Source organism: Bradyrhizobium sp. UFLA05-109 (assembly GCF_054185165.1).
In genome coordinates this window covers 37,224-60,832 of the sequence record NZ_JBBIAR010000057.1, presented here as the reverse complement: position 1 = coordinate 60,832, position 23,609 = coordinate 37,224, and the positions used below count along the sequence as shown (strand labels likewise).

Genomic DNA, 23,609 nt, shown 5'->3' with positions numbered 1-23,609 from the left:
AGACACCAAAGGGATTTGCCGAGGCCCAGACCCAAACCATTCGATCACCGAATTAGTGAACTTGCACAGCAATGACGGGGCGCCGAGTTGCCCGCTCGCAAATCACCATCGCCAACACAAAAAAACGCGGCGTTGCCGCCGCGTTTTTCAATTCGATCTGCCCGCTTGCGGTTACGCCTGCGGCTGCGGCTCCAGGCCGGGATCCGGATCGGGCCGCGGGCGCGACTTGCCGGCCGGCGGCACCGCCGAAGCGCGCGGCGTGCTCGGCTCGAGCACGGACTCGCGGTTCGGCTTCTTGCCCTTGAGGAGATCGACGATCTCATCTCCCGTCAGCGTCTCGAACTCGAGCAGGCCCTTGGCCAGCGTCTCGAGGTCGGCATGCTTCTCGGTGAGAATGCGGGTCGCCTCCTTGTAGCCTTCCTCGACCAGGCGCTTGATCTCGGAGTCGATCTTCTGGACCGTGGCCTCAGATGCGTTTTGCGTCCGCGACACCGACATGCCCAGGAACACCTCGTCCTGGTTCTCGCCGTAGGAGACCGTGCCGAGCTCTTCCGACAGACCCCAGCGCGTCACCATCATGCGGGCGAGGCGCGTGGCCTGCTCGATGTCGGAAGCGGCTCCCGAGGTCACCTTCTCGCGGCCGAAGATCAGCTCTTCGGCGACGCGGCCACCCATCATGATGGCGAGGCGCGAGGTCATCTGCTCCAAGGACATCGACAGCTTGTCGCGCTCGGGGAGCTGCATGACCATGCCGAGCGCACGGCCGCGTGGAATGATGGTCGCCTTGTGGATCGGGTCGGTCGCCGGGACGTTCAGGCCGACGATGGCGTGACCGCCCTCATGATAGGCCGTCAGCAGCTTCTCTTCCTCGGTCATGACGAGCGACTTGCGCTCCGCGCCCATCATCACCTTGTCCTTTGCTTCCTCGAACTCGGCCTGGGTCACCATGCGCTTGTTGCGGCGGGCGGCAGTGAGCGCAGCCTCGTTGACGAGGTTCATCAGGTCGGCACCGGAGAACCCGGGCGTGCCGCGCGCGATGGTCTTGAGGTTGATATCCGGCGCCAGCGGCACCTTGCGGACGTGAACCTTCAGAATCTGCTCGCGACCGACGACATCGGGATTGGGCACCACGACCTGGCGGTCGAAGCGGCCGGGACGCAGCAGCGCGGGATCGAGCACGTCGGGACGGTTGGTCGCGGCGATCAGGATGACGCCTTCGTTCGCCTCGAAGCCGTCCATCTCGACCAGCAACTGGTTCAGCGTCTGCTCGCGCTCGTCATTGCCGCCGCCGAGGCCGGCGCCACGGTGACGACCGACGGCGTCGATTTCGTCGATGAAGATGATGCAGGGCGCGTTCTTCTTCGCCTGCTCGAACATGTCGCGGACGCGCGAGGCACCGACGCCGACGAACATTTCGACGAAGTCGGAGCCGGAAATGGTGAAGAACGGCACATTGGCTTCGCCCGCGACCGCGCGCGCGATCAGCGTCTTGCCGGTGCCGGGCGGGCCGACCAGCAGCACGCCGCGCGGAATGCGGCCCCCGAGCCGCTGGAATTTGCCGGGGTCGCGCAGGAATTCGACGATCTCCTGGAGGTCCTGCTTGGCTTCGTCGACGCCCGCGACGTCCTCGAAGGTGACGCGGCCATGCGCCTCGGTCAGCATCTTGGCGCGCGACTTGCCAAAGCCCATCGCCTTGCCTGCGCCGCCCTGCATCTGGCGCGACAGGAATATCCATACGCCGATCAGCGCGATGAACGGCAGCCAGGAGACCAGCAGCGAGACGAACCACGGCACGTTGTCGCCCGGCGGCTTCGCGGTGATCTGGACCTTGCTGTCATAGAGGCGCTTCACCAGCGTCGGGTCGTTGGGCGCGTAGGTCTGGAAGCTCGAGCCGTTGGTGAACGTCCCGTGAATCTCCGGTCCCTGGATCACGACATCGCGCACATTGCCCCGATCGACCTCGCTCAGGAGCTGCGAGAAGGCGATGTCCTGGGAGGAGGCGCGCTGGCCGGGATTCTGGAAGAGCGTGAACAACGCCAATAGCAGCAAGACAATGATGACCCAGAGGGCGAAATTGCGCAGATTGGCGTTCATCGATCTTCCTTCGTGGTCGCGCGGATCGCGGCCCTATTCCTTGGGCAAGCTAGAGAAAATCCCCAAGGAATCCTCTCGGTTAGACGAATACAATTTAGGTGCCGCCCGGGTCGCTGCCAAGGGAACGAGATGGGACTATTTATCCCATCTTAGCCCGATTCCCGCTGAAATAATGGCGGGTCAGGCTGGGTTTTTCCGCCCTGGTTAAGGCGTCCTGAGGGACAGGGGCCGAACGCGCCGGTGTCATGATCCGCCCCTGACGCGCCGGGCCGGCGCCGGCGCGATCAGGATGCGCCCCCGCGACAGGCTGATGAGGGCCCCCGCCAGCGTCTGCTTGATCTGAGGCCGACTGGTTCCGACGTTGCGCCGGCCCGTGCCCTCGGCGATGCCGCGGTCAAGAACCGCCAAGAGAGCCTCGACCTTGCCCAGTTCCGCCGGCCCCTCGTGCCCGACGGCGTCGATCGCCCGCATCAGGAGCCGCACGCGCACCTCCTCGGGCAGTGTGACGAAGGCCGAGGCATCGAAGCTTCGCGCAGGCGCATCGGGCGGTGGACGATCGCGATCCCGCAGAGCGAGGAAGCGCTCGGCACCGTCGGCCAGCACGTCGATGGCGGCATTGGCGCGGGCGAGCCGCGCCGCGAGCCGCGCCAGGTTGCGCGCGCTGCCGCCTTCGGCAGCAAGCTGCGGCAAAAGCGCCCGCAGCCGCGGGCGCGTGAAGGCGGCGTCGCGGTTGGTCGGATCGTCGGCGAAACCGATATTGGCGCGCTTCAAGGTCGCGATCAGCTGCGCCTTCGGCACGTCGAGCAGCGGACGCGCCAGCGCGATCCCGTCCCGCTCCGTGACGGGCGCCATCGCGGACAGACCGGCGATGCCGCTGCCGCGCAACAATCGCATCAGCAACGTCTCGGCCTGGTCGTCACGGGTGTGCGCGGTGAGCACATGGGTCGCTCCGATCGCGCGCGCCGCCTGCGTCAGCAGGCGGTAGCGTGCGTCCCGCGCAGCGGCGGGCAGACCGGTCTTCGGCTTGGCGCCGGTCCAGCGCATCGTCCGATGCGGCAGATCGAGCGAACGCGCCAGCTGCTTGACGTCGCGAGCCTCGCGCGCCGCTTCCGGTCGGAGGCCATGATCGACGGTGACAGCGATGAGCTGGGGGCCGCGCGTGAGGTTCTTGCGCCAGCGCGCGGCAAGCCACATCAGCGCGACGGAATCGGGCCCGCCTGAAACAGCGAGCACGAGCGCCGGCGCGCGTCTCAGATCGGCGAAAAGCAGCTTCGCCTCGCGCGCCGAGATCGGAGAATTGTCGTCGTCTGACATGACGCTGCCCGCAGGATGGCGCGCCTATTTAGCGCAGCGCCATCCGCATTGTCAGCGCTCCAGAGCCGTTTCCGTTCAGATTGAATCGGAATGGGGCTCTAGACTCTAGTCTTGACGCGTTTTCTTCACGCACTTCGCTGGAAAACGCTCTCATGAGGCCAAGCGGTCAGCACTTCACCCGCTTCTGCTCGCGATCGACGGCGGCCTTGACGCCGGCGGAGGCACGCGGGAATTTGCGGCCGACCTCGCCGAAGGCGGCGCAGGCAGCTTCCTTCTCCTTCAGCGCGGCCAGCGACTGGCCGAGCCGCAGCAGGGAGTCCGGGGCCTTTGCGGACTTGTCATATTTCGTCGTGACGGCGAGGAAGGCCTCTGCGGCATCACGATATTGCTGACGCTGGAAGTAGCTCTCGCCGAGCCAGTATTGGGCGTCGCCGAGCAGGGGATCGCTCGGATATTTCTGCGTGAAGTTCTTCATGGTCTGCTCGGCGAGCGCATAGTCCTTGCGCTGCATGTAGCCGATGCCGAGGTCGAACTCGTCGCGCGGCGATTGCGAGGGCGGCTGGGTCGCCAGACCGCCGCCTGCGGCCGGCGCGGGATAACCGGGCTGCGCCGCCGGATAGCCGGACTGCGTGGACGGAGCCGCAGCCTGCGGATAGCGGCCGCCGGTGTTGCCGAGGTCGAGCGGCTCACCGGCGCCGCGGCCACCTGGTGCACCGACCGGCGCTCCCGCCGTCATCGGCTGCTGACCGCCGCCGAGCGCGCGCGGCGCACCGGGAGCATTGGGATTTTGATTCGGATCGAACGCATCACCGCGGCGGCGGCTGCCGGGCGCACCGGGCCCCGGCTGCTCCTGCACGATCGGCGCGGGCGCCGCGATCTGCGGCTCATAGGCTGGCTGCTGCACCGGCTGCTGCTGCCGATAGCCCGGCGCTGGTGGCGCCGCCGCGACATTGGGCTGCTGCGCCGGCGTCTGCCCGGGGACTCCCTGCGCGCCACCCTCGAGCTGACGGAGGCGTTCCTCGAGCTGGCGGTTGCGGTATTGCAGCTCTTCGTTCTGGCCAGTCAGCTGGCGCAGCTGATTCTCAAGCCGCTCGATCCGCATCTCCGGATCGGCATCGTCCGACTGCGCGAAGACGGGCGAGCACAGCGAAAGCAGCGCGGCGATCGCCACAGTGCCGGTAAAAGCCTGGAATCTGGATGACATCTTGCCCTGACGACGAAAGCGACGTGGCGCGCGGCGGACAACTCGCCGCGCGAGACATTGAGAGACGGAGTACGCCAAAAATGTGACTGGTACCAAGGGCTTTCTATGACTTGATCCAGCAAACGAAACCGGCGCCCGAGGGGGCGCCGGCAAATCAGGTTTCCGTGGTCAGGTTTCCTTGGTCAGGTTTCCTTGGCGGAACGGCCGCCGTTCAGGAGCTCGCGTTCAGCACCGTGACGGCGCGACGGTTCTGCGACCAGCAGGAGATGTCGTTACAGACCGCGACCGGCCGCTCCTTGCCGTAGGAGATGGTGCGCATGCGATTCGGGTCGATACCGCGCGAAGCCAGGAACGAGCGCACCGATTGGGCACGCCGCGCGCCGAGCGCGATGTTGTATTCGCGGGTTCCGCGTTCATCCGCGTGACCTTCGATGGTGAAGGTGTAGCGCGGATAGCTCTGGAGCCACTGCGCCTGCTTCTCCAGCGTGACGATCGCCTGCGGCGTCAGATCGGTCTGATCGCTCTCGAAGAACACGCGGTCGCCCACGTTCACGACGAAATCCTGTTGGCTGCCGGGCGTCGCCGCGTTGGCCATCGCATCCGCAGCAAGGTTCTTGTTGGCGCAGGCGCCCATCGACAGCGCGACGGCAAGCACCGCGACCAGCTTCAATCCCTGGAGGATACGCATAGGATGTTTCATTCCGGAGCCTCCATGCTCACGTTAGTCCACTGCTGTCCGGTCTACAGGGGGTTGGTTAAGCGAACGTTCCGTCAACCTTGATGGGACGTTGCCACGGCCGGTCAAATGCCCCCGATCGGCGAAAAGCAACCGCGATGGTTAATGGTTTGTAAATGTGGCGCGACGGTGAAGGCAAGCCGCGTTGGCGGCCGAAACGCCTGTTTTGCCCGAATTTTGGGCCTGCCGCCCCAAGATGAACAGGGAAATGCCGACGGAGCGGAGCGGTGGCTCACCCGCCAGCCGGGAATCAGGCGTGGGCGGCGTCCGCCACCAGCACCCGTCGTTGCGCGACCTGGCGCTCACCGCGGCGCCCAAACAGCATCCGCCGCTCGAAGGCGGTCGAACGCATTACCGGATAGCGTTCAAAGACTCTTTTCCGGAAGGTCGGGAAATCCGCCGCCATGAGCCCGAACGGCTTGGTGAGGCCGGGGACCAGCCGGGGCTCGGCGATGGTCGCATGTAGAAAAACCCGCCGATAGAAGGCTTGATGCTCGGCACGCACGATCGCGAGGCCGAGATCGGCTTTGAAATGCTCGCAGGCCATATAAGCGATGCGCAGCGTCAGATAGGGCAATTCCGGAACCCGCTTCGCCTTGTCGGGATCAGCGACAAAACGCGTCGGATCGATCATGACCTCGCCGCGGTCAAGTCTCGGAAGCAGGATGTCGGGAAATACGTCAGTTGAGGTGGACTCGCGCCATTCCGCGGTCAGCACGCTGATGCGCACGGAGCTGCAGAGTTCGCCCTGGAGATAGACACCGAAGGTCCACGAGTTGGGCAGATCGTCATACCGGTCGGTGACCCGGCCGTCCGGGCTCTCCTTGACGGCCTGCTCCCGCAGATATGCGCGGTAGCGGAGGTTGTAGATCTCCTCCTTCTCGTCGTGGGTTTCAGCAAGCCGGTAGTCGACGTCGGTCAGGAGTTCTGCTCCCGGTCCAACAGCCGAAATGATCGATCGGGCTGAGGACTGCATCCAAACTCCTTGCGCACCACCCACCACGACGCACGAAAACAACTTCAGCGCGCGTGACAATTCATTAACACCTTCTTAACCGCGACGCAAAGCAATCGATTAATTAGGGTTAACCCGCACGAGTACGGAGTCCGCGGCAACACACTGCCGCTATTGGAAATCTCAAGAAACCGATTACGCGAAGGAGCGCGATCCGACAACCTGGAGCTCGTCTTCGCCACGGCGGCCATGCGAGGCGTTGAGAAGCTGGCGCATCCGTACCGCAGGGACCGGGCGACTGAACAGATAACCTTGAGCTTCCGTGACGGTGCCGTCGGCGCTGATCAGCTCAAGCTGCTCGTTGGTCTCGATGCCCTCGACCACGACCGCCATGCCGAGATCGGCCGACAGCCGCGCCACGCCGCGCAGCAGCGTGAGCGGCCGGTCGGTGTCGATGCCTTCGAGGAAGGAGCGGTCGATCTTCACCTTCTGCATCGGGAAGTTATGCAGGTAGCTGAGGCTCGAATAGCCGGTGCCGAAATCATCGAGCGAGATGCTGACCCCCAGCGTGTGAAGCTGCGACAGGATGTCGTGGGTGAGCTGGGTGTTGCGCAAGAGCGAGGATTCGGTGATCTCGATCTCCAGCCGATGCGCCGGAAGTCCGGAGACCTCCAGCGCGTAACGGATTTCGCTGAGCACGTCGCGCTGGTGGAATTGCTGCGGCGAGAAGTTGACGGCGACGCTGACGCCTTCGGGCCACTTCATGCATTCCATGCAGGCCCGGCGCAGGATCCAGCGGCCGAGATCGACGATCAGGCCCATGTCCTCGGCAACCGGGATGATGTCGACCGGCGAGACCGTGCCGCGCACCGGATGATTCCAGCGCAGCAGCGCCTCGCAGGTGGTGATCTTGCCGGTCTTCAGATTGACCAGCGGCTGATAGAACAGCTCGAACTCCTCGTTGGCGAGCGCCTTGCGCAGATCGAGCTCGAGGATGCGGCGTGCCTCGACGGTCGCAGCCATCTCGTCGCGGAAGAAGCAGAAGGTGCCGCGGCCGTCGGCCTTGGCGCGGTAGAGCGCCATGTCGGCGTTCTTGAGCAGCGTGTCGGCGCTGAGGCCTTCGGGAGACGTCAGCGCGATGCCGACGCTGGCGCCGATCTCCACCAGATGATTGTCGATGCGGTAGCGCTCGCTGAGCCGCTCGACGATGCGGCGGGCGAGCGCCGCGGCATCCTCGGGTGAATTGAGGTTCTGCTGGAACACGACGAACTCGTCGCCGCCGAAGCGGGCGACGAAATCTTCGGGGCGCAGCATCTCGCGCAAGCGGTTCGCCACCGCACACAGGAGCTGGTCGCCGCAGGGGTGGCCAAGCGTGTCGTTGACCTGCTTGAACTGGTCGAGATCGACGAACAGCAGCGCGGACAGGCGCTCGGCATCGTGCGAGATCGCGAGCAGCCGCTCGATCTCGTCGCGGAAACTGACCCTGTTCGGCAGCGCCGTGAGCTCGTCATAGCGCGCGAGATGGCTGATCTTGGCTTCCGCATTGGTGCGCTCGGTGATGTCCTCGAGCAGAAGCACCGTGCCGCCGCCGGCCATCGGCTGGAACGTCCATGACAGCGTGCGGCAGCGCTTCAGATCGGGATCGGTGGTGACGATCTCCTTCATCTGTGCGCCCTTGATCTCGCCAAGGATCATGTCGCCGCTCTCCAGCGAGATCGAGTTCGAGGCCACGCAGGCCGCGACGACGTCGGCGGCGCTGGCGCCACGGGCGACGAAATTCTCCGGCAGCACCATCAAGTCGCTGAAGCGATGGTTCATCACCGCAAGCCGTCCGTCGGCGCGGAACATGCACAGGCCGTGCGGCATGTTGTTCAGCGCAGTATCGAACTGACCTGCCAGCGCGGATTCGCGGAAACTCGAAGTCAGAGCCTTGACGAAGATCGCGTGCAGGCTGAGGTTGATGTTCTTCAAGCCGATGAAGAACAAGACGAGCAGCACGGCGAGCCCGATGTAGTAGAATCCGCCATGCAGCAACAGGGCGAGCGACATTGGACCGCAGGCAAGCATGACGTGCCATTGGATCACCCTGGGCTGGCCGTAGTTCCGGGCCGCTCCGCCGGCGGTGTAGCCGACCGTGACGGCGACGCAGAGCATGTTCGCGACCGGATCGTCGTTATTGTAGATGACAACGAAGCACCACAGGCCGAGCACCCCTGCATAGGCGAGCGCGCCGAGCCAGTAGCGCGGCTCCAGATGCTTGGCCTGTTCGAACGTCAAAGCCAGTGTTTGGTCTTCGTACCCTCGCATCTGAAATGCGCGCGCAGTGCCAATGGCAATGATCAGGAACGCGATCGGCCAGAGCAAGACGTCGCCAGTCTTCAGCGCAGTCATGACCGCGGCCACGGCAGTACAGGCCGAGCCGATGAAGATCGCCCAGAAATTCTGCACCATGGAGTTGATGAGGGCGGCGTAGAGTATGGGCTCCAGCTCGTCTCGATCACTCTGCTTCTGGTCGGCCAGTTGCATTGGCTTGTTACGCATCCTGTTTGGAGCGTACTTTTACCCAGCCGAGATGAAGTCTTTCTGAGGGAATATCGTTAAAGACGCGTTGTTTTGAACCTTCAGCGAACGAATTTCTGCTGAGATATCAAGCAACTGGGCAAGCTTTGCCGGGCACAAGGTGAAGGAAAGCTTGCCGCAATCGAGGAAAGCGAAAAACTCGGCGCTGTTTTTCGAAAACTTCGCGCCGATGAACGCGCGACGCGGGCGATTTATTGGCCCGACGTCGAGGACAGAAGCGGCGACCAGGCGGGGTCGGATGCGTAGCCCGGTGTCGGCACCTTCTGCTCGTTGCGGCCGGAGATGTCGACGCTGAACAGCGACGGCCCACCATTGCCGCCAGGATCGCGGAAGAACATCACGACGCGGCCGTTCGGCGCGAACGTCGGGCCTTCATTGTGGAAGCCCGAGGTAAGGAGGCGCTCGCCCGAACCGTCCGGCTTGATGATGCCGATCGAGAACTGTCCGCCGCCCTGCCGGGTGAACGCGATGTAGTCGCCGCGCGGCGACCACACCGGCGTCGAGTAGCTCGCATTGGCGTCGTCCTTGGAGAAGGAGATGCGCTGCGCCTGGCCGCCGCCCGCAGGCATCACATAGATCTGCGGCCTGCCGCCGCGATCGGACTCGAAGCAGATGCGGGTGCCATCTGGTGAGTACGAAGGAGAAGTGTCGATCGCCGGCGTGTCGGTGAGCCGCGTGGTCGAGCGCGAGCGCAGGTCCATCACGAACAGGTTCGAATTACCGCCCTGCTGGAGGCTCATGATGACGCGCTGGCCGTCCGGCGAGAACCGCGGCGCAAACGTCATGCCCGGAAAATTGCCGACGATTTCGCGCTGGCCGGTCTCGATGTTGTAGAGATAGACCTTCGGATCGCCCTGGCCGAACTCCATGTAGGTGATCTCTTGCGAATTCGGGGAGAAGCGCGGCGTCAGCACGAGGTCCGAGCCGCGCGTCAGATAGCGCACGTTGGCGCCGTCCTGATCCATGATCGCGAGCTTCTTGACGCGGCGCTCCTTCGGCCCGCTCTCGTCGACGAAGACGACGCGGCTGTCGAAATAGCCCGTCTCGCCGGTGAGGCGCTGATAGATCTGGTCGGAGATGATGTGGGCGATGCGGCGCCAATATTCCGGCGAGGTGAAATATTGCTGGCCGGTGAGTTGCTGGCCCGAGACGACGTCCCACAGGCGGAATTCGGCCTTGAGGCGGCCGTCCGGCTGACGCGTCATGCGTCCGGTGACCAGTGCCTGGGCGTTGATCTGCTTCCAACTCTGGAATTGCGGCGCAACGTCGATGTTGCTGATGCGCTCCAGATAAGCGGCCTGGTCGATCGGATTGAACAGGCCCGAGCGCTTGAGGTTGTTGGTGATCACCTGCGTCACGCCGGCGCCGACCTCGCCGTCCGACGGCGAGCCCGCCACGAAATTCGGGATCGCGATCGGAATCGGCTGGAAATCGGTCGGGTTGACCTGGAGGCGTCCCTGCGCAAGCGCAGAGCGGCCGGCCAGCATTGCGGCAGTTGATCCTGCCGCCATCATGAATCCACGTCGTGTCAGCGATGGCATCTTATTCATCTGAGTTATGTCTTTTCACGCTTACAGCATATCTTTGAGGCCGAACGTCATCGGAATGTATTTCCACGTGTCGTATTGCGCCTTGGGCAGGAATGCATAGGCCTGACACTCCTCGACCGCCCGCTTCGCGCTCTCGGCCATCGCCGTGCCGACCGAGCGCGACGGGCCGCGCACGGCAACGATCACGGGCGAGGAGGCAACCGTGCCGTCCGGACGCATCTGGATGTCGATGTCGACCTCGAACTGATCGGCATCCTGGCCATTATAGGGGAATCTGAAGCAGCGCCTGACGGCGGCGACAAACGCGCCCTTCCAGGTCGCGACAATCGCAGTGTCCTTGCCGTTCTGCGTTCCCAGCGCACTGGTCGCATTCGGCGTCGCGCCGGTCATTTCATGCCGCGTCGGATCGCGCTTGTCCTCGAGCTTGGCCATGATGTCCATCGGATTGAACGGCCGGTCCTTCGGCTTCGGCGGCTGCGGCTTGGCCTCCTGCTGCTTGGGCGGCGGCAGCTTCTTCTCCTTCTCCGGCTTGTTCAAGGCGTCCGCGATCGGATCGATCTTGTCCTTCTCGGGCTTCTTCTCGGCCTGCTTGGTCTCGTCCGTGGGCTTGGTCTCCTGGACGGGCTTTGGCGAATCCGGCTTCTTCTCGACCGGCTTCTCCACCACCTTCGGCGGCGGCGGAGGCGTCGTGTTGGTCTGGATCAGCTCCTTCTTGATGGTGATCTTGCCCTGGGACTCCTCGGGCGGCGTCACTTCGGGAGCGACCTTGTCGACCTTGGGTTTCTGCTTGTCCTTCTCCGCGGTCTGAATGCCGGCCGTCGCCTTGGCGGGCTGATCCAGAGAGATATCGACGGGAATGACGGATTCTTCCGGCACTTCGAGGGCGCGAGAGCTAAATGAGATCAGCCCCCAGCCGATCACGAGGACGTGGAGGACAATCGACGCAACAACAGTCTTGTCGACTTTGACCTTCATCCCTGCTCCGGGATAATCACGATGTTGGCCTTGAAGCCGGCGGCGCGCACCTGCCCAAGCAGCTTCATCATGTCGGTGTAGCAGACGTCCTTGTCACCGCGCAGATAGACGACCCGGTCGGCGTCGGATCGCGTGTCCTTGATTGCCTCGATCTTGGACTGAAGATCGCCAGCCGAGATCGGGCTGTCGCCGAGGTACAGCTCCACATTCGAATTGCAGCCGCCGGTCGTCCGCTTCACCGACAGCGTCAAGGGCGGCGCGTTCGAGGAGATCGACTTGCCGCCGTTCGCGACCGGCAGATCGATATCGATGTTCGATGTCATCAGCGGCGCTGCGACCATGAAGATGATGAGCAGCACCAGCATCACGTCGACCATCGGCGTGACGTTGATCTCGGCCATGACCGATTTGCGCCGGCTGCGGCGGCCGCCGCCACCGGACGAACTGGCTACGTTCATCGCCATGATCTAGAGCCCACGATCGTCTTCACTATAGCGTCCATCACCCACGCTCGTCGATCTGACGGGACAGGATGGCTGAAAATTCATCCGCAAAGCCCTCGAGCCGCTGGGCCTGCCGGTTCACCTCGGAGGTGAACTTATTGTAGAAAATAGTGGCAGGAATGGCGGCGATGAGGCCGATTGCGGTCGCAAACAGCGCCTCCGCGATGCCAGGCGCCACCACCGCCAGAGAGGTATTTTTCGAGGCCGCGATCGACTGAAAGCTCGACATGATGCCCCAGACGGTACCGAACAGGCCGACGAAGGGCCCGGCCGAGCCGACGGTCGCGAGCACCAGGAGCCGCCGCTCCAGCCGCTCGATCTCGCGCGCGATCGACACGTTCATCACCTTCTCGATGCGCATCTGAAGGCCGGCGACGGAACGCGCGTGGCTCTCGAAGGAGCGTTTCCATTCGCGCATCGCCGCCACGAAGCAGGCCGCCATCGAATGCGTCGGCTTGGCCGATAGCGTGCGATAGAGCTCCTCGATCGATTCGCCGGACCAGAACGCCTGCTCGAAACGGTCCATCGAGCGGCGGGTGCGGGCATAGAGGAAGACCTTGTCGATCGCGATCGCCCAGACCCAGACCGAGCAGGACAACAGCCCGAGCATGACCGCCTTCACGATCCAGTGAGCTTGCCAGAACAGCGCAACCAATGACACGTCGGCGGAAGCCGCAACCGGGAGGGCTGACTGAGCGACGTCGGCCGGGTTCATAAGCAGTATCCTCTCAAGGCGATCGTTCCATGTCCTCGGCGCGCAAAATGGCTGCCGGTTCCCCAAGCCGCGCGGGTCGCGCGTAGCTGCCAAGCCTGCGCAAAGCCTTGTCTTTTTTGGATTGCAGCGGCCCGTCCGAAGCCGGCCGACTGCTTTCCCTGCCAAGATGTCAAAACTAAGGGCCTCGACTAAGCCTTTGGGCGCGACTTGCCGACCTTACCAGACGCCGACGATGGTTAATGCGGGGTTAGCGCGGGCACTTTTGGCTGCCGGAATGGTAGGCCGTGCAGGCGGTTGGCGGTGCGTTCCCGCGTCGCAGCGAGTTGCCGGCCTAGAGCGAGCACGGTTCCCCCCCCGATACACATTTTCTTCTTCCTGGCCCCCCTCTCCCCCGCCCTCCCCCGCAAGGGCGGAGGAACCGCACTTTGTCCCGTGATGACGTCACACCTCGCATTTCACAACGGGCACGAGCTGATAGGCTGCGCGCGCGAACAACAATGTGTGCCGGGATTCACCGGCCCAACTCAAGGAGCGTCCCGTGCAGAAACCAGGAACAGGCGTGCGGTGGATCTCTGCCGCGATTGTTTCGATCAGCCTCACAACGTTGGACCCAGCGCGCGCGGCATCGGTCGCGCCGGTTGCCGCGGAAAACGGCATGGTGGTGTCCGCGCAGCATCTGGCGACACAGGTCGGTGTGGACGTGCTCAAGCGTGGCGGCAATGCCGTCGATGCGGCCGTCGCGGTCGGCTACGCATTGGCGGTGGTCTATCCGGCAGCCGGCAATCTTGGTGGCGGCGGCTTCATGACGATCGAGCTCGCCGACGGCCGCAGGACCTTCCTCGATTTCCGCGAGACGGCGCCCAAGGGCGCGACGGCCAACATGTATCTCGACAAGGACGGCAACGTCATCAAGGGCATCTCGACCAAGGGACACCTGGCCGTGGGTGTGCCGGGATCCGTCTCCGGCATGGAATATGCGCGCGAGAAGTATGGCACCATGAAGCGCGCCGACCTGCTCGCCCCAGCAATCCAGTTCGCCGAACAGGGCTTTGCACTGGAACAGGGCGACATCGATTTATTGCGTACCGCCACTACGGATTTTCAGGACGATCCCGCATCCGCTGCCATCTTCCTCAACAACGGGCAGCCGTTCCAGGTGGGTGAGAAGCTGGTGCAGTCGGAGCTCGCCAAGACCCTGCGCGAGATCAGCAGCAAAGGCACCGACGGCTTCTACAAGGGCTGGGTCGGCAACGCCATCGTGGCATCGAGCCAGGCCGGCAAAGGCCTGCTGACGCAGGACGACCTCGACGGCTACAAGACGCGCGAGCTCGCGCCCGTCGAATGCGACTATCGCGGCTTCCACGTGATCTCCGCACCGCCACCGAGCTCGGGCGGCGTCGTCATCTGCGAGATCCTGAACATCCTGGAGGGCTATCCGCTGAAAGAACTGGGCTACCACTCCGCGCAGGCCGTGCATGTGCAGATCGAAGCCATGCGCCACGCTTACGTGGACCGCAACAGCTACCTCGGTGATCCCGACTTCGTGAAGAACCCGCTCGACCGTCTGCTCGACAAGAACTACGCGACCAAGATCCGCGCCGTGATCGATCCGAACAAGGCCGGCATCTCCAAGGACATCAAGCCTGGCGTCGCGCCGCATGAGGGAAGCAACACCACGCACTATTCGATAGCGGACAAGGACGGCAACGCGGTGTCGGTGACATACACGCTGAACGACTGGTTCGGCGCCAAGGTGACGGCAGCCAAGACCGGCGTGCTGCTGAACGATGAAATGGACGACTTCACCGCCAAGGTCGGGGTGCCGAACCTCTATGGCCTGGTGCAGGGCGAGGCCAATTCCATCGCTCCCGGCAAGCGGCCGCTGTCCTCGATGAGCCCGACCATCGTCACCAAAGACGGCAAGACCGTCATGGTGGTGGGCACGCCCGGCGGCAGCCGCATCATCACGGCTGTCTTGCAGACCATGATCAACGCGATCGACTACGACATGAACGCGCAGGAAGCCGTCGACATGCCGCGCATCCACCAGCAATGGCTGCCGGACCTGACCAATGTCGAAGACTATGCGCTGTCGCCGGACACCCGCAAGATTCTGGAAGGCATGGGCCACAAGTTCGGGCCGCCGCAACCAGCCAACCATCTGGCGGTCATCATCGTCGGCGCGCCGTCGCTGAACGGCAAGCCGGTCGGCAACAACCGCTACTATGGCGCCAACGATCCCCGCCGCAATACGGGACTGGCCGCGGGGTATTGAGGGTCTTGTAGATGCGTAGGGCGGGCAAAGCGAAGCGTGCCCACCACTTCTGTCGCAATCGCGGAGGGATGGTGGGCACGGCGCTAACGCGCCTTTGCCCACCCTACCGCCGTTCGATAGACAGCGGCGAAAACCACGCTATGCAGCTTGTGCCACGCGCGAGGGTTATCCCACCGGTCAATCAGGAACTCACTCTATTGTCCTTGCCCTCAAGCCACCTGACGATGCGAAAATGGGCCGCTCGTCAAACAACTGACGGCTATGGCTGGCGAGCCCGCCCGACGACCTCGTACGGGAGATCTGCATGGAACAGATTCTGATCAATCTCGTGTCAGGCGCGGTTGGTGGAATTGGCGCGGGCAAGTCTTCGCCGACATTTGATCTCGGAATGGCCGGCAACGTCATTTCAGGCCTGGTCGGTGGCGGCGTGCTCGGCCAGGTCATTACGCTGCTGCTTCCGTCCATCATGGCCGCAGCAGAATCCGGCAATTTGAGCGTTGGCAGCGTCGTGTCACAAGTCGTCGCCGGTGGCGCCGGCGGGGCGATCCTCACCGCGATCGTCGGAGCCATCAAGAACAAGGCGGCCGCGTGATCGGTGAGGCAAGGGCCGAGATCTCACCATTTTTCCTTCGACGTCCGCACGTCGAGCTCGAACGACCAGGCGCGTTCGGGCTGCCTGTAGAGGAAGGCAAAGGCATCGACGATGCCTTCGATGCTGATCAAGCTGTCCTGCCGGCTTGCAGCATCGGGAAGGCGGTTTATGATCTTGTCGCCGGCGATCGCGCCGTCGACCACGACATGAGCGACATGGATGCCGTCGGGCGCATATTCCTTGGCCATGGCCTGGGCCAGCGTGCGCAGGCCCGCCTTTGCCGAGTTGAACGCGCCAAAGCCAGAGCGCCCGCGTAGCGAGGCGCTGGCGCCGGTGAAGAGCAGCGTGCCGGCCTTCTTCGGCGCCATGCGGCGCACCGCCTCGCGGCCGAACAGGAAGCCGCCGAAGCAGACGACGCGCCAGGCGTTCTCGAAATAGTCGGCTTCCATCTCGATGATCCTGCCGGGCGTGTTGTTGCCGGCGTTGTAGATCGCGAGATCGAGCTCGCTGCCGGCGGCATCGAACAGCGCGGCGACGTCGCTCTCCTTGGTGGCATCGGCGACAAAGGGAACGGCCTGTCCTCCCGATTTTTCGATAGCATTCGCAACCGCCTCGAGCATCGAAGAGGTCCGACCCGCTACGATCACTTTGAGCCCGTCCGCAGCAAACCGCTTGCAGAGCTGGGCGCCGAGCCCGCGGTCAGGGCCCACACCGATCACGATTGCCGTCTTCATCGCATCCTCCCGCTGGAGCTTGGAGCCTACGTCACTATCCGCACAGGATTGCCATATAGTTCTAAAATGAAACTATATACTGGTTCGCTGGTTTTACCTAGTTGTACGGGGTTTCGGCCTCTTTTAAGGAGCTTTCATTCCATTTTGGAATTTTATATTGTTGCCACACGAACGCGTTGAGAATTCAGCCTTTTCGGGGGTCGGACGGAATGCGATGGGATTTGCTTGAGCAGGAACAATGCTCGGTCGCCAGAACTGTGGCCGTGATCGGCGACCGCTGGAGCCTTCTGATCCTGCGCGACTGCTTTCTGCGCGTGCGCCGGTTCGAGGAGTTTCAGTCGCGGCTCGGGGTCACCCGGCATATCCTCGCCGATCGCCTGAAGAAGCTGGTCCGGTTCGGCGTGCTCAGGCGTTCGCCCTATCAGGAGAATCCGACGCGTTACGAATACATCCTTACCCAGAAGGGACTGGATCTCTATCCCGTGGTAATGGCGATCGTGCATTGGGGCGACACCCACATGGTGGATGAGCGCGGCCGCCCCATGCTTCACCAGCACAAGAGCTGCGGCAAGATGTTCGATCCGGTGCTGGTCTGCTCCGAATGCGGCGAGCCGATCATTGCGAAGGAGGTCCACGTGCACGCCGGCCCCGGCGCAGCGAAAGGCGCGGCCAAGGAGCTCGCAGCGCGCGAAGCCGCCTCATCGGCCCGCGCGAAATAGCGGCCGCTGCTTCGACAATCAGGCAGCCCGCTCCGGACAGTTGGTCAACTGGGCGGGATTGCCGACCGCAGTGCAGCCGTCTGGCACGTCAGAGATCACAACCGACGCGGCGCCGATCTTGGCGAAATCGCCAATGCGAACGTCGCCCAGGATGACCGCGCTGGCGCCGATGAAGACACCGTGTCCGATCCGAGGCGAGCGGGTCGGCAATTCGCCACGGCGGCCGATACTGACATTCTGGAGAATCGTGACGGCGTCACCGATCACGGCGTTCGCGCCGATCACGATGCCTGTGGCGTGGTCGAGATACACCGACGATCCGATGCGCGCCGCGGGATGAATGCTGACCTGCAACGCGTTGGATGCTTCGTTCTGAAAGAGCAGCGCCGCATCGATATGTCCGCGATGCCAGAGCCAGTTCGAGACCCGCCAGGCCTCGAGCGTGACATAGCCCTTGAAGTGCAGCAGCGGCGGCAACAGGCCGGCGACGGCGGGATCCCGGATCGTGATGCGCGCAAATCGAGGCTTGCCATCTCGATCAGGCCGGGCTGGTCGTGGAAAGCGTCGTTGGCGAACGCTGTGAGGCGTGTGCGCGTCGTGGCGTTGCCGCCAAGCCGTCGCCCGATCAAATCGGACAGAGCGGCGGCAAAATCGTCGTGCGCGAGAATGGTCTCCGCCAACGTGACGCCGAAGACAGGATCGGCCGTAGCTGCGCGTTGCGCCTCGCCACGAATCGCCTGCCAGAGACTGTCGTCCGCTACGATCGCAGCTCCCGCCATCGCCGCCTCCGGTCTTTTGCCACACGGTTTCGCCGCACGAATATATGATGTGTGCGGCAGTGCGCCACCAAGCTCGCAAAGCCAAACCGCCCGCCTGCGGGGCTCGCAGGCGGGCGGCTCGGGGCCATCAGGACTTATGGGGGCGTGTGCCTGAAGGCTTTGAGGATCAGATCAACCTTGCGGCGGCGGCTCGTTCGGCGGCGTCGGACGGGTCTTGTGCTGCGCCATGAACTGGTCGAACTCTTCCTTGTCCTTGGCGTGACGCAGCCGCGTCAGGAAATCCTTGAACTCACGCTGCTCTTCCTCGAGCCGCTGGAGGGTCTCGGCGCGGTACTCGTCGAAGGCACGGTTGCCGGAAGTCGGCGGGCCGAAGCCAAAGCCGAAGCCACGACGCTCCATGCGGTCGCGCATGCGGTCCATCTTGTACTGCATCTTCTCCATCTTGTTCTGCCAGCGATCCTGATGGCTCCAGCACGACATTCTTCTGCTCCCGAGTGTGAAAAAGAGAAGGGCAAGCCCGATCGGCCACCAGATGATGAAGCCCAGGATGGTCACGGCAATCCAGCCGGGGTGCCAGGGCGTATCGAGCATGTGGGGGCGGTAGTAGGGGTCGTCCGAGGGGCCGCGCCATCGATTGACATCAGCGGTGTAGGCCATTTCCCATCTCCATCACGGCAGTCACGCCGTTGTGAATGTAAATAACATTTACATAGGTAGCCGATCCCGCGGTTTTGTCAAGCCGGCCGCCAGACAGGCCCGCCGATTTATTTGCGCAATTTTATTTCAGCTTGCCCCAAGGACCACCCGAAGGGCCGCCCGGGGAGTTGCCAGAAGCGGAGGATGCCTCCGGTGGCACCGGCGGCGGCTCGGCGCCTCCCGCCATGGGACGGCGATCGATCGGGAAGCCGAGCCCACGCAGATAGATCAGCACCTCGGCCTCGAGCAGCTCATCTGGCGACATCGGCAGCTTGCGCCGCGCGGCATCGCCGCGGGAGAACAGCGAGGCCACGCCGTGTGACATCGACCAGATATGCAGCGCCATCATCATCGCCGGCGGCCGTGGCGTGCCCGGCGGCGTCAACGCCGCGAGGCGCTCTGCCGCCGCACGAATGACGCCGAAAGCGCGCTCGCCTGCGGCCATCAGGGCCGGATTGGCGTCGACCGGCAGGCCGGATTCGAACATCGCGGAATAGAAAGCGGGCTCTTCACGCGCGAAGGCGAGATAGGCTTTACCGACGCGCTCGAACGCAGTGACGGTGTCCGGGCGGCCATCGTCCCAGGCCGCGGTCAGGCGCGCCTCGAACTGTTCGAAGCCGCGCTGGGCGATCGAGGAAAGCAACTCATCGCGGTCGCGAAAGTGTCGGTAGGGAGCGGCCGGGCTGACGCCCGCCATCCGCGCCGCATCGGCAAAGGTGAAGCCGGCCGCGCCCTTCTCGGCGATCAGCCCCAGCGCCGCCTGAAGCAGCGCCTCCTTCAGATTGCCGTGATGATAGCCGCGCTCAGCGCGGCGCTGCTCGTCCTTGCGCCAGCTCATGTGAATGACTTTTACATGAGCCGTGCGCGAAGGTCACTAGCGCGGGCGGGGATTGATTAGCCCCGTATTTCCCCGGAATGAGCTAGCCGCCGGGGATCGGCAGCACCGGCATGATCTCGACCCGCTCACCCGGGAAGATCGCAAAATGCGGATGGTTCTCGAACATCTTTGCCGCGGCTTCGTGAGAAGCGGCCTTGACCACGGTGAAGGCGCCCATCTCATTGGCGATGTCGGCGACACCCCTGGCGTCGACCTTCTTGGTCTTGCCGAGCGGGCCGCCCATGGCCTGGATCGCGCCCTGGTGCTTCTGGACCCAGGCGTGCCACGCCGCCATGCCTTCCTTCTCCTTCGCCTTGCGTTCGGCTTCCGGCAGCGCATTCCAGGCGGCCATCTTCGCGCTCTCCTTGCTGCCGAGGAAGACGGCGAGATAGGTGTCGTTGGTGCTCATGGGCTTCACTCCTCTGTTGCTTTGGCGCTTGGACGAAAGGCGATCGCGCAGGCTAGCGACCGGACTGGCCGCTTTTGCGCAGTTCGGTGAAGCCGGCGGCCGCCTTCTGCACATCAGGCGAAAAGTCGGCCATCTCCTGCACCTGGCGGATTTCGATGATCTCGTTCGGCGAGGCCGGGCACTTCTTGGCCCAGGCGATCGCCTCATCGCGCGAAGCGACCTCGATCATCCAGTAGCCGCCCAAAACCTCCTTGGACTCGGCGAAGGGTCCGTCGGTCACGATCGGCTCGCCGGTCGCAAACGAGACGCGGGCGCCCGTCGAGGGCGGATGCAAACCTTCGAGCGTGATCAGGACGCCGGCATTCTGGAGCGCCTCGTTGTAGCGCATCATCGCGGCAACGCGCTCGGGATCGAGTTGAACGTTTTTCGGCGCGGTTTCGTAACCGAGCGGAATCATCAGCATCATGAATCGCATGGTGGCGTCCTTTGGGTATTTCGCTTTTGGGCCAAGATCACCGGCTCTCACGTATAAGACGAACCGCATCTTGCAGTCCCGACACGCCGGTGAAAATTAATTTGGAGGTAAAGCCCCGACGGGGCTAGCCCCGCCGCCGCAGGAGGACGCCGTGCCGATGGGCCGGTCCGAAATAAACGTCGATGCGGGCGATCTCGTCGCCCGCGAAGGTCATGAGTTCGGTATTGCGGGAGCTCTTGCCGTCTGTTGCCAGAAGCGGTCGGGGACGAAGGCCTCGTCGCACTGGACGAAAATGCGCCCAATGTGGCGGCGCGCGATTGAGCCGGTGTGCTTCCAGCAGCTCTAAGCCTGATGGTCGAGATTGTCGTCGAAAGGACTGGTGAAGCGGAACTTGTCGCGAGCGCGTCCGCTAGCGGGCGCGGTCGTCGGCGAGACAGGCGGCGAAGCCGGATTGCCAAATCATCCCGCTGAGATGTCTTTGGTACATTGGTAATACTACTGAGGCGACTCGCCGAACACCGCACTGCATGCTGTCGTGCATATGAATCGAGAAAGCTCACAATTTTAAACACATCGTTGCTGTCGCGAGAAATTGCGGAACCCGGTTCCCCAGCCAAGCGGTTCACAGTTGCTAAACAAGCCGATGCAACTTTTTCCCGCTCGCTTTTCGCGACTCGCATTTTTTCGTCTTGCTCCAAACCGGAGCCAATTGCGGAACCTCATCATGCTCAGCTTCCAAAACAGCACAAAAATCCAGAATGCAATTGCGCAGGCCGCGGCGATCGGCCGATCCCAGGCCGTGATCGAGTTCAAGCTCGACGGCACCATCGTCGGCGCCAATACGAGAACTTTCTGAAAGCGATGGGTTACTCGCTCGAGGAGATCAAGGGCAAGCACCACAGCATGTTCGTGACACCGGAGGATCGCGCGAGCTCCGCGTATCGCGACTTCTGGGCCCGGCTGAACCGCGGCGAATTCGAGGCGGCCGAGTATAAGCGCCTCGGCAAGGGCGCCAGGGAGATCTGGATTCTCGCGACCTACAATCCGATTCTCGACGAGGCGGGAAAACCGTTCAAGGTGGTGAAGTTCGCAACCGATGTTACGGAGCAGAAGCTGAAAGCGACCGACAATGACGGGCAGATCGCCGCGATCTGGAAGTCGCAGGCGGTGATCGAGTTCAACATGGACGGCACGATCCGCGACGCGAACGAGAATTTCCAGGAGGCGATGGGCTATGCCCTCGCCGAGATCAAGGGCAAGCACCACAGCATGTTCGTCGAGCCGAAAGAGCGCGAGACGGCGGCCTACTGGCAATTCTGGGAGACGCTCAATCGCGGCCAGTACCAGGCTGCCGAATACAAGCGGATCGCCAAGGGCGGCCGCGAGATCTGGATCCAAGCCTCTTACAATCCGATCTTCGACCTCAACGGCAAACCCTACAAGGTGGTGAAATACGCAAGCGATATCACGGCGCAGGCGATCGGCCGCAAGAAGGCCGACAACGCGCGCGGGCTGATCGAGGCCGTTGCGGCCGGCAGCGAGGAGATGAGCGCCTCGATCCGGGAAATTTCCGAGACCATGTCGAAATCGCGCGACAGCTCGAAGGCGGCGGCGGGCCGGGTTGAGACCGCCGACGGTCAGGCCCAGAAGCTCAACGCGGCCGCGCAGGCGATGCGCGGTATCGTCGAGCTGATCTCGGGCATCACAGGCCAGATCAATCTGCTCGCGCTCAATGCCACGATCGAATCCGCGCGGGCCGGCGAGGCAGGGCGCGGCTTTGCCGTGGTGGCCTCCGAGGTGAAGAGCCTCGCCAATCAGGCCAAGCAGGCGACCGACACGATCTCCTCGGAGATCGACGCGCTGAACAGCATCTCGGGCGACGTGGCAAGTTCCCTCAGCGCGATCAAGGCCGCGATCGCGGGCCTGAACGAGTTCATTGCCTCCACCGCCGCCGCCGTCGAGGAGCAGAGCATCGTGACCGCCGACATGTCCGCCAATATGCAGCGAGCCTCGGCGGAGCTGTCCTAAGCATGATCCGGAAAAGTGCGAAGCGGTTTTACGAAAAGATCATGGGTAAACAATAACCTCAAGCGCGATGACGATTCATCCTAGTCTCATCGCGCTTTAGTCCGGCAGCCACCGCCGCGTCACCTCGCTCGCACCCTCCGGCATGGCTTCGAAGATCGCTGACGCCAGCACGGCGTGGACGTGCAGCGTCGTGGTTCCGGCGTTGCGAAAGCCATGCCTGCGGCCTGCCGGCACCAGCACCGACTGGCCGGCCGTGACCCTCACGCCGTCTCCCTCCAGCCAGATTTCGGCCTCGCCCTCGCGCACCGTCAGCACTTCCTCGACGGTGTGGCTGTGCGTCGGCGCGCCGGCGCCGGGGGCCACCCACTGCTCGAAGATGCAGAGCGCTGTGGCGCCGGTGCGGGCCGAGGCCAGCATGCGGGTCTTGACGCCAGGCCGCCACTCTTCCAGCGCGGATGGATCGGAGGGCTGCATGCGAGGCCTTTCTTGTGGAGACAAAGGCACAGTAAAAGATACGAGACGCCGCCCCCCTTAACGTCCGGCGTTTCGGACACAGGACAGATTAGCAGATGACTTCAAGCCCGCAAAAAGTTGCCCTCGTCACCGGTGCCGCGCGCGGTATCGGGCTTGCGACGGCCAGGAAATTCCTCACCGAGGGTTGGCATGTGGCGCTGCTCGACATCGAGGGCGAGTTGCTGGCGCACGCCGTCGCCGCGATCGGCCAAGGCGAGGCGACGCTGGCGCTGACTTGCGACATCTCCGACAGCACGGCGGTCGGTGCGGCGATGAAGGCGGTCGAACAGCGCTTCGGCCGGCTCGATGCGCTCGTCAACAATGCTGGCGTCGCGGTGTTCGCACCGCTGATGGAGACGTCGGACGAGGACTGGAGCCGCGTGCTCGAGGTCAACCTCACCGGCCCTTTCATCAGCACCAAGGCCGCGGTCCCCCTGATGCGCGAGGCCGGCGGCGGCGCCATCGTCAACATCACCTCTATCTCGGCTGTGCGCGCCTCGACGCTGCGCTCGGCCTACGGCACGAGCAAGGCGGGGCTGGCGCATCTGACCAAGCAGCTCGCGGTCGAGCTGGCGGCGCTCAACATCCGCGTCAACGCCGTCGCGCCGGGACCGGTCGACACCGCTATGGCGAAACAGGTGCACACGCCGGAGATCCGCGCGGACTATCACGATGCCATCCCGCTCAACCGCTATGGCCTGGAAGAGGAACTCGCCGAGGCGATCTTTTTCCTGTGCTCGGATCGATCGAGCTACATTACCGGCCAAATTTTGGCCGTCGATGGCGGCTTCGATGCAGCAGGCATCGGCCTGCCGACGCTGCGCGGACAGCGGAGGAACGGGTAGAAGGTTCGTAGGGTGGGTTAGCGAAGCGTAACCCACCTCTT

The 23,609-nt window shown here is 63.6% G+C and carries 20 protein-coding genes and 2 pseudogenes; 5 read left to right on the top strand and 17 right to left on the bottom strand.

Annotation, left to right across the window (positions count from 1 at the left end):
• Window positions 1-171: 171 nt before the first annotated feature.
• The 10 genes from ftsH to tolQ form a co-directional block, all read right to left on the bottom strand.
• On the bottom strand, window positions 172-2,094 hold the full coding sequence (gene ftsH, locus Q3C01_RS33010; RefSeq protein ID WP_284268825.1) for an ATP-dependent zinc metalloprotease FtsH: 1,923 nt from the start codon (window positions 2,092-2,094) through the stop codon (window positions 172-174).
• Between the two features lie 243 nt (window positions 2,095-2,337).
• A complete protein-coding gene (tilS, locus tag Q3C01_RS33005; RefSeq protein WP_458149447.1) occupies window positions 2,338-3,408 on the bottom strand; it encodes a tRNA lysidine(34) synthetase TilS in 1,071 nt (356 codons plus the stop codon).
• A gap of 166 nt (window positions 3,409-3,574) precedes the next feature.
• Window positions 3,575-4,612 carry a tol-pal system protein YbgF gene (gene ybgF / locus Q3C01_RS33000; protein ID WP_458149446.1) on the bottom strand — a complete coding sequence of 346 codons (1,038 nt, stop codon included), beginning with the start codon at window positions 4,610-4,612 and terminating at the stop codon, window positions 3,575-3,577.
• Window positions 4,613-4,823: 211 nt separating this feature from the next.
• Entirely contained in the window at window positions 4,824-5,312 is a 489-nt protein-coding gene (gene pal, locus Q3C01_RS32995) for a peptidoglycan-associated lipoprotein Pal (protein ID WP_458149445.1), read from the bottom strand.
• Between the two features lie 286 nt (window positions 5,313-5,598).
• Entirely contained in the window at window positions 5,599-6,324 is a 726-nt protein-coding gene (locus Q3C01_RS32990; RefSeq protein ID WP_458149444.1) for an N-acyl amino acid synthase FeeM domain-containing protein, read from the bottom strand.
• A 174-nt stretch (window positions 6,325-6,498) separates the two neighbouring features.
• Window positions 6,499-8,829 (bottom strand): putative bifunctional diguanylate cyclase/phosphodiesterase, encoded by a 2,331-nt coding sequence (locus Q3C01_RS32985; RefSeq protein ID WP_458149443.1) that lies wholly within the window; start codon window positions 8,827-8,829, stop codon window positions 6,499-6,501.
• A 245-nt stretch (window positions 8,830-9,074) separates the two neighbouring features.
• Window positions 9,075-10,433 (bottom strand): Tol-Pal system beta propeller repeat protein TolB, encoded by a 1,359-nt coding sequence (gene tolB / locus Q3C01_RS32980; RefSeq protein ID WP_458149442.1) that lies wholly within the window; start codon window positions 10,431-10,433, stop codon window positions 9,075-9,077.
• Window positions 10,434-10,454: 21 nt separating this feature from the next.
• Complete coding sequence (locus Q3C01_RS32975; RefSeq protein WP_458149441.1) at window positions 10,455-11,408, bottom strand: cell envelope integrity TolA family protein; 954 nt, start codon at window positions 11,406-11,408, stop codon at window positions 10,455-10,457.
• On the bottom strand, window positions 11,405-11,872 hold the full coding sequence (locus Q3C01_RS32970) for a biopolymer transporter ExbD (protein WP_254099914.1): 468 nt from the start codon (window positions 11,870-11,872) through the stop codon (window positions 11,405-11,407). The genes Q3C01_RS32975 and Q3C01_RS32970 overlap by 4 nt, the downstream gene beginning before the upstream one ends.
• 37 nt (window positions 11,873-11,909) lie before the next feature.
• Window positions 11,910-12,626 carry a protein TolQ gene (gene tolQ, locus Q3C01_RS32965; protein WP_458149440.1) on the bottom strand — a complete coding sequence of 239 codons (717 nt, stop codon included), beginning with the start codon at window positions 12,624-12,626 and terminating at the stop codon, window positions 11,910-11,912.
• Between the two features lie 538 nt (window positions 12,627-13,164).
• On the opposite strand from tolQ, the gene ggt reads away from it, so the two are divergent.
• Complete coding sequence (gene ggt / locus Q3C01_RS32960) at window positions 13,165-14,901, top strand: gamma-glutamyltransferase (protein WP_458149439.1); 1,737 nt, start codon at window positions 13,165-13,167, stop codon at window positions 14,899-14,901.
• Between the two features lie 304 nt (window positions 14,902-15,205).
• Entirely contained in the window at window positions 15,206-15,493 is a 288-nt protein-coding gene (locus Q3C01_RS32955; protein ID WP_458149438.1) for a hypothetical protein, read from the top strand.
• A gap of 23 nt (window positions 15,494-15,516) precedes the next feature.
• Here Q3C01_RS32955 and Q3C01_RS32950 read toward each other — a convergent pair whose 3' ends face one another.
• The gene (locus Q3C01_RS32950) at window positions 15,517-16,227 is read right to left on the bottom strand and encodes an SDR family NAD(P)-dependent oxidoreductase (protein ID WP_458149437.1); all 711 of its coding nucleotides are present in this window, start codon (window positions 16,225-16,227) and stop codon (window positions 15,517-15,519) included.
• A 209-nt stretch (window positions 16,228-16,436) separates the two neighbouring features.
• Here Q3C01_RS32950 and Q3C01_RS32945 point away from each other — a divergent pair, with 209 nt between their 5' ends.
• On the top strand, window positions 16,437-16,946 hold the full coding sequence (locus Q3C01_RS32945) for a winged helix-turn-helix transcriptional regulator (RefSeq protein ID WP_458149436.1): 510 nt from the start codon (window positions 16,437-16,439) through the stop codon (window positions 16,944-16,946).
• 18 nt (window positions 16,947-16,964) lie between these two features.
• On the opposite strand, the pseudogene Q3C01_RS32940 reads toward Q3C01_RS32945, so the two are convergent.
• From Q3C01_RS32940 to Q3C01_RS32920, 5 genes and pseudogenes are all read right to left on the bottom strand, one after another.
• A pseudogene (locus Q3C01_RS32940) lies at window positions 16,965-17,725 on the bottom strand (serine acetyltransferase domain-containing protein).
• 171 nt (window positions 17,726-17,896) lie between these two features.
• The gene (locus tag Q3C01_RS32935) at window positions 17,897-18,382 is read right to left on the bottom strand and encodes a DUF2852 domain-containing protein (protein WP_458149435.1); all 486 of its coding nucleotides are present in this window, start codon (window positions 18,380-18,382) and stop codon (window positions 17,897-17,899) included.
• A 121-nt stretch (window positions 18,383-18,503) separates the two neighbouring features.
• Window positions 18,504-19,259: a TetR/AcrR family transcriptional regulator gene (locus Q3C01_RS32930; RefSeq protein WP_458149434.1), complete on the bottom strand. Its 756-nt coding sequence runs from the start codon at window positions 19,257-19,259 to the stop codon at window positions 18,504-18,506.
• A gap of 82 nt (window positions 19,260-19,341) precedes the next feature.
• A complete protein-coding gene (locus Q3C01_RS32925; protein WP_458149433.1) occupies window positions 19,342-19,707 on the bottom strand; it encodes a YciI family protein in 366 nt (121 codons plus the stop codon).
• A gap of 52 nt (window positions 19,708-19,759) precedes the next feature.
• Entirely contained in the window at window positions 19,760-20,182 is a 423-nt protein-coding gene (locus tag Q3C01_RS32920; RefSeq protein ID WP_458149432.1) for a YciI family protein, read from the bottom strand.
• Window positions 20,183-20,957: 775 nt separating this feature from the next.
• On the opposite strand from Q3C01_RS32920, the pseudogene Q3C01_RS32915 reads away from it, so the two are divergent.
• Window positions 20,958-22,210 (top strand): annotated as a pseudogene (locus tag Q3C01_RS32915) (methyl-accepting chemotaxis protein); the annotation flags it as partial.
• A 96-nt stretch (window positions 22,211-22,306) separates the two neighbouring features.
• Here Q3C01_RS32915 and Q3C01_RS32910 read toward each other — a convergent pair.
• Window positions 22,307-22,684 carry a cupin domain-containing protein gene (locus tag Q3C01_RS32910; protein WP_458149431.1) on the bottom strand — a complete coding sequence of 126 codons (378 nt, stop codon included), beginning with the start codon at window positions 22,682-22,684 and terminating at the stop codon, window positions 22,307-22,309.
• Window positions 22,685-22,779: 95 nt separating this feature from the next.
• On the opposite strand from Q3C01_RS32910, the gene Q3C01_RS32905 reads away from it, so the two are divergent.
• Window positions 22,780-23,568, top strand: coding sequence for an SDR family NAD(P)-dependent oxidoreductase (locus Q3C01_RS32905; protein WP_458149430.1), 789 nt, complete (start codon window positions 22,780-22,782; stop codon window positions 23,566-23,568).
• Window positions 23,569-23,609: the final 41 nt, after the last annotated feature.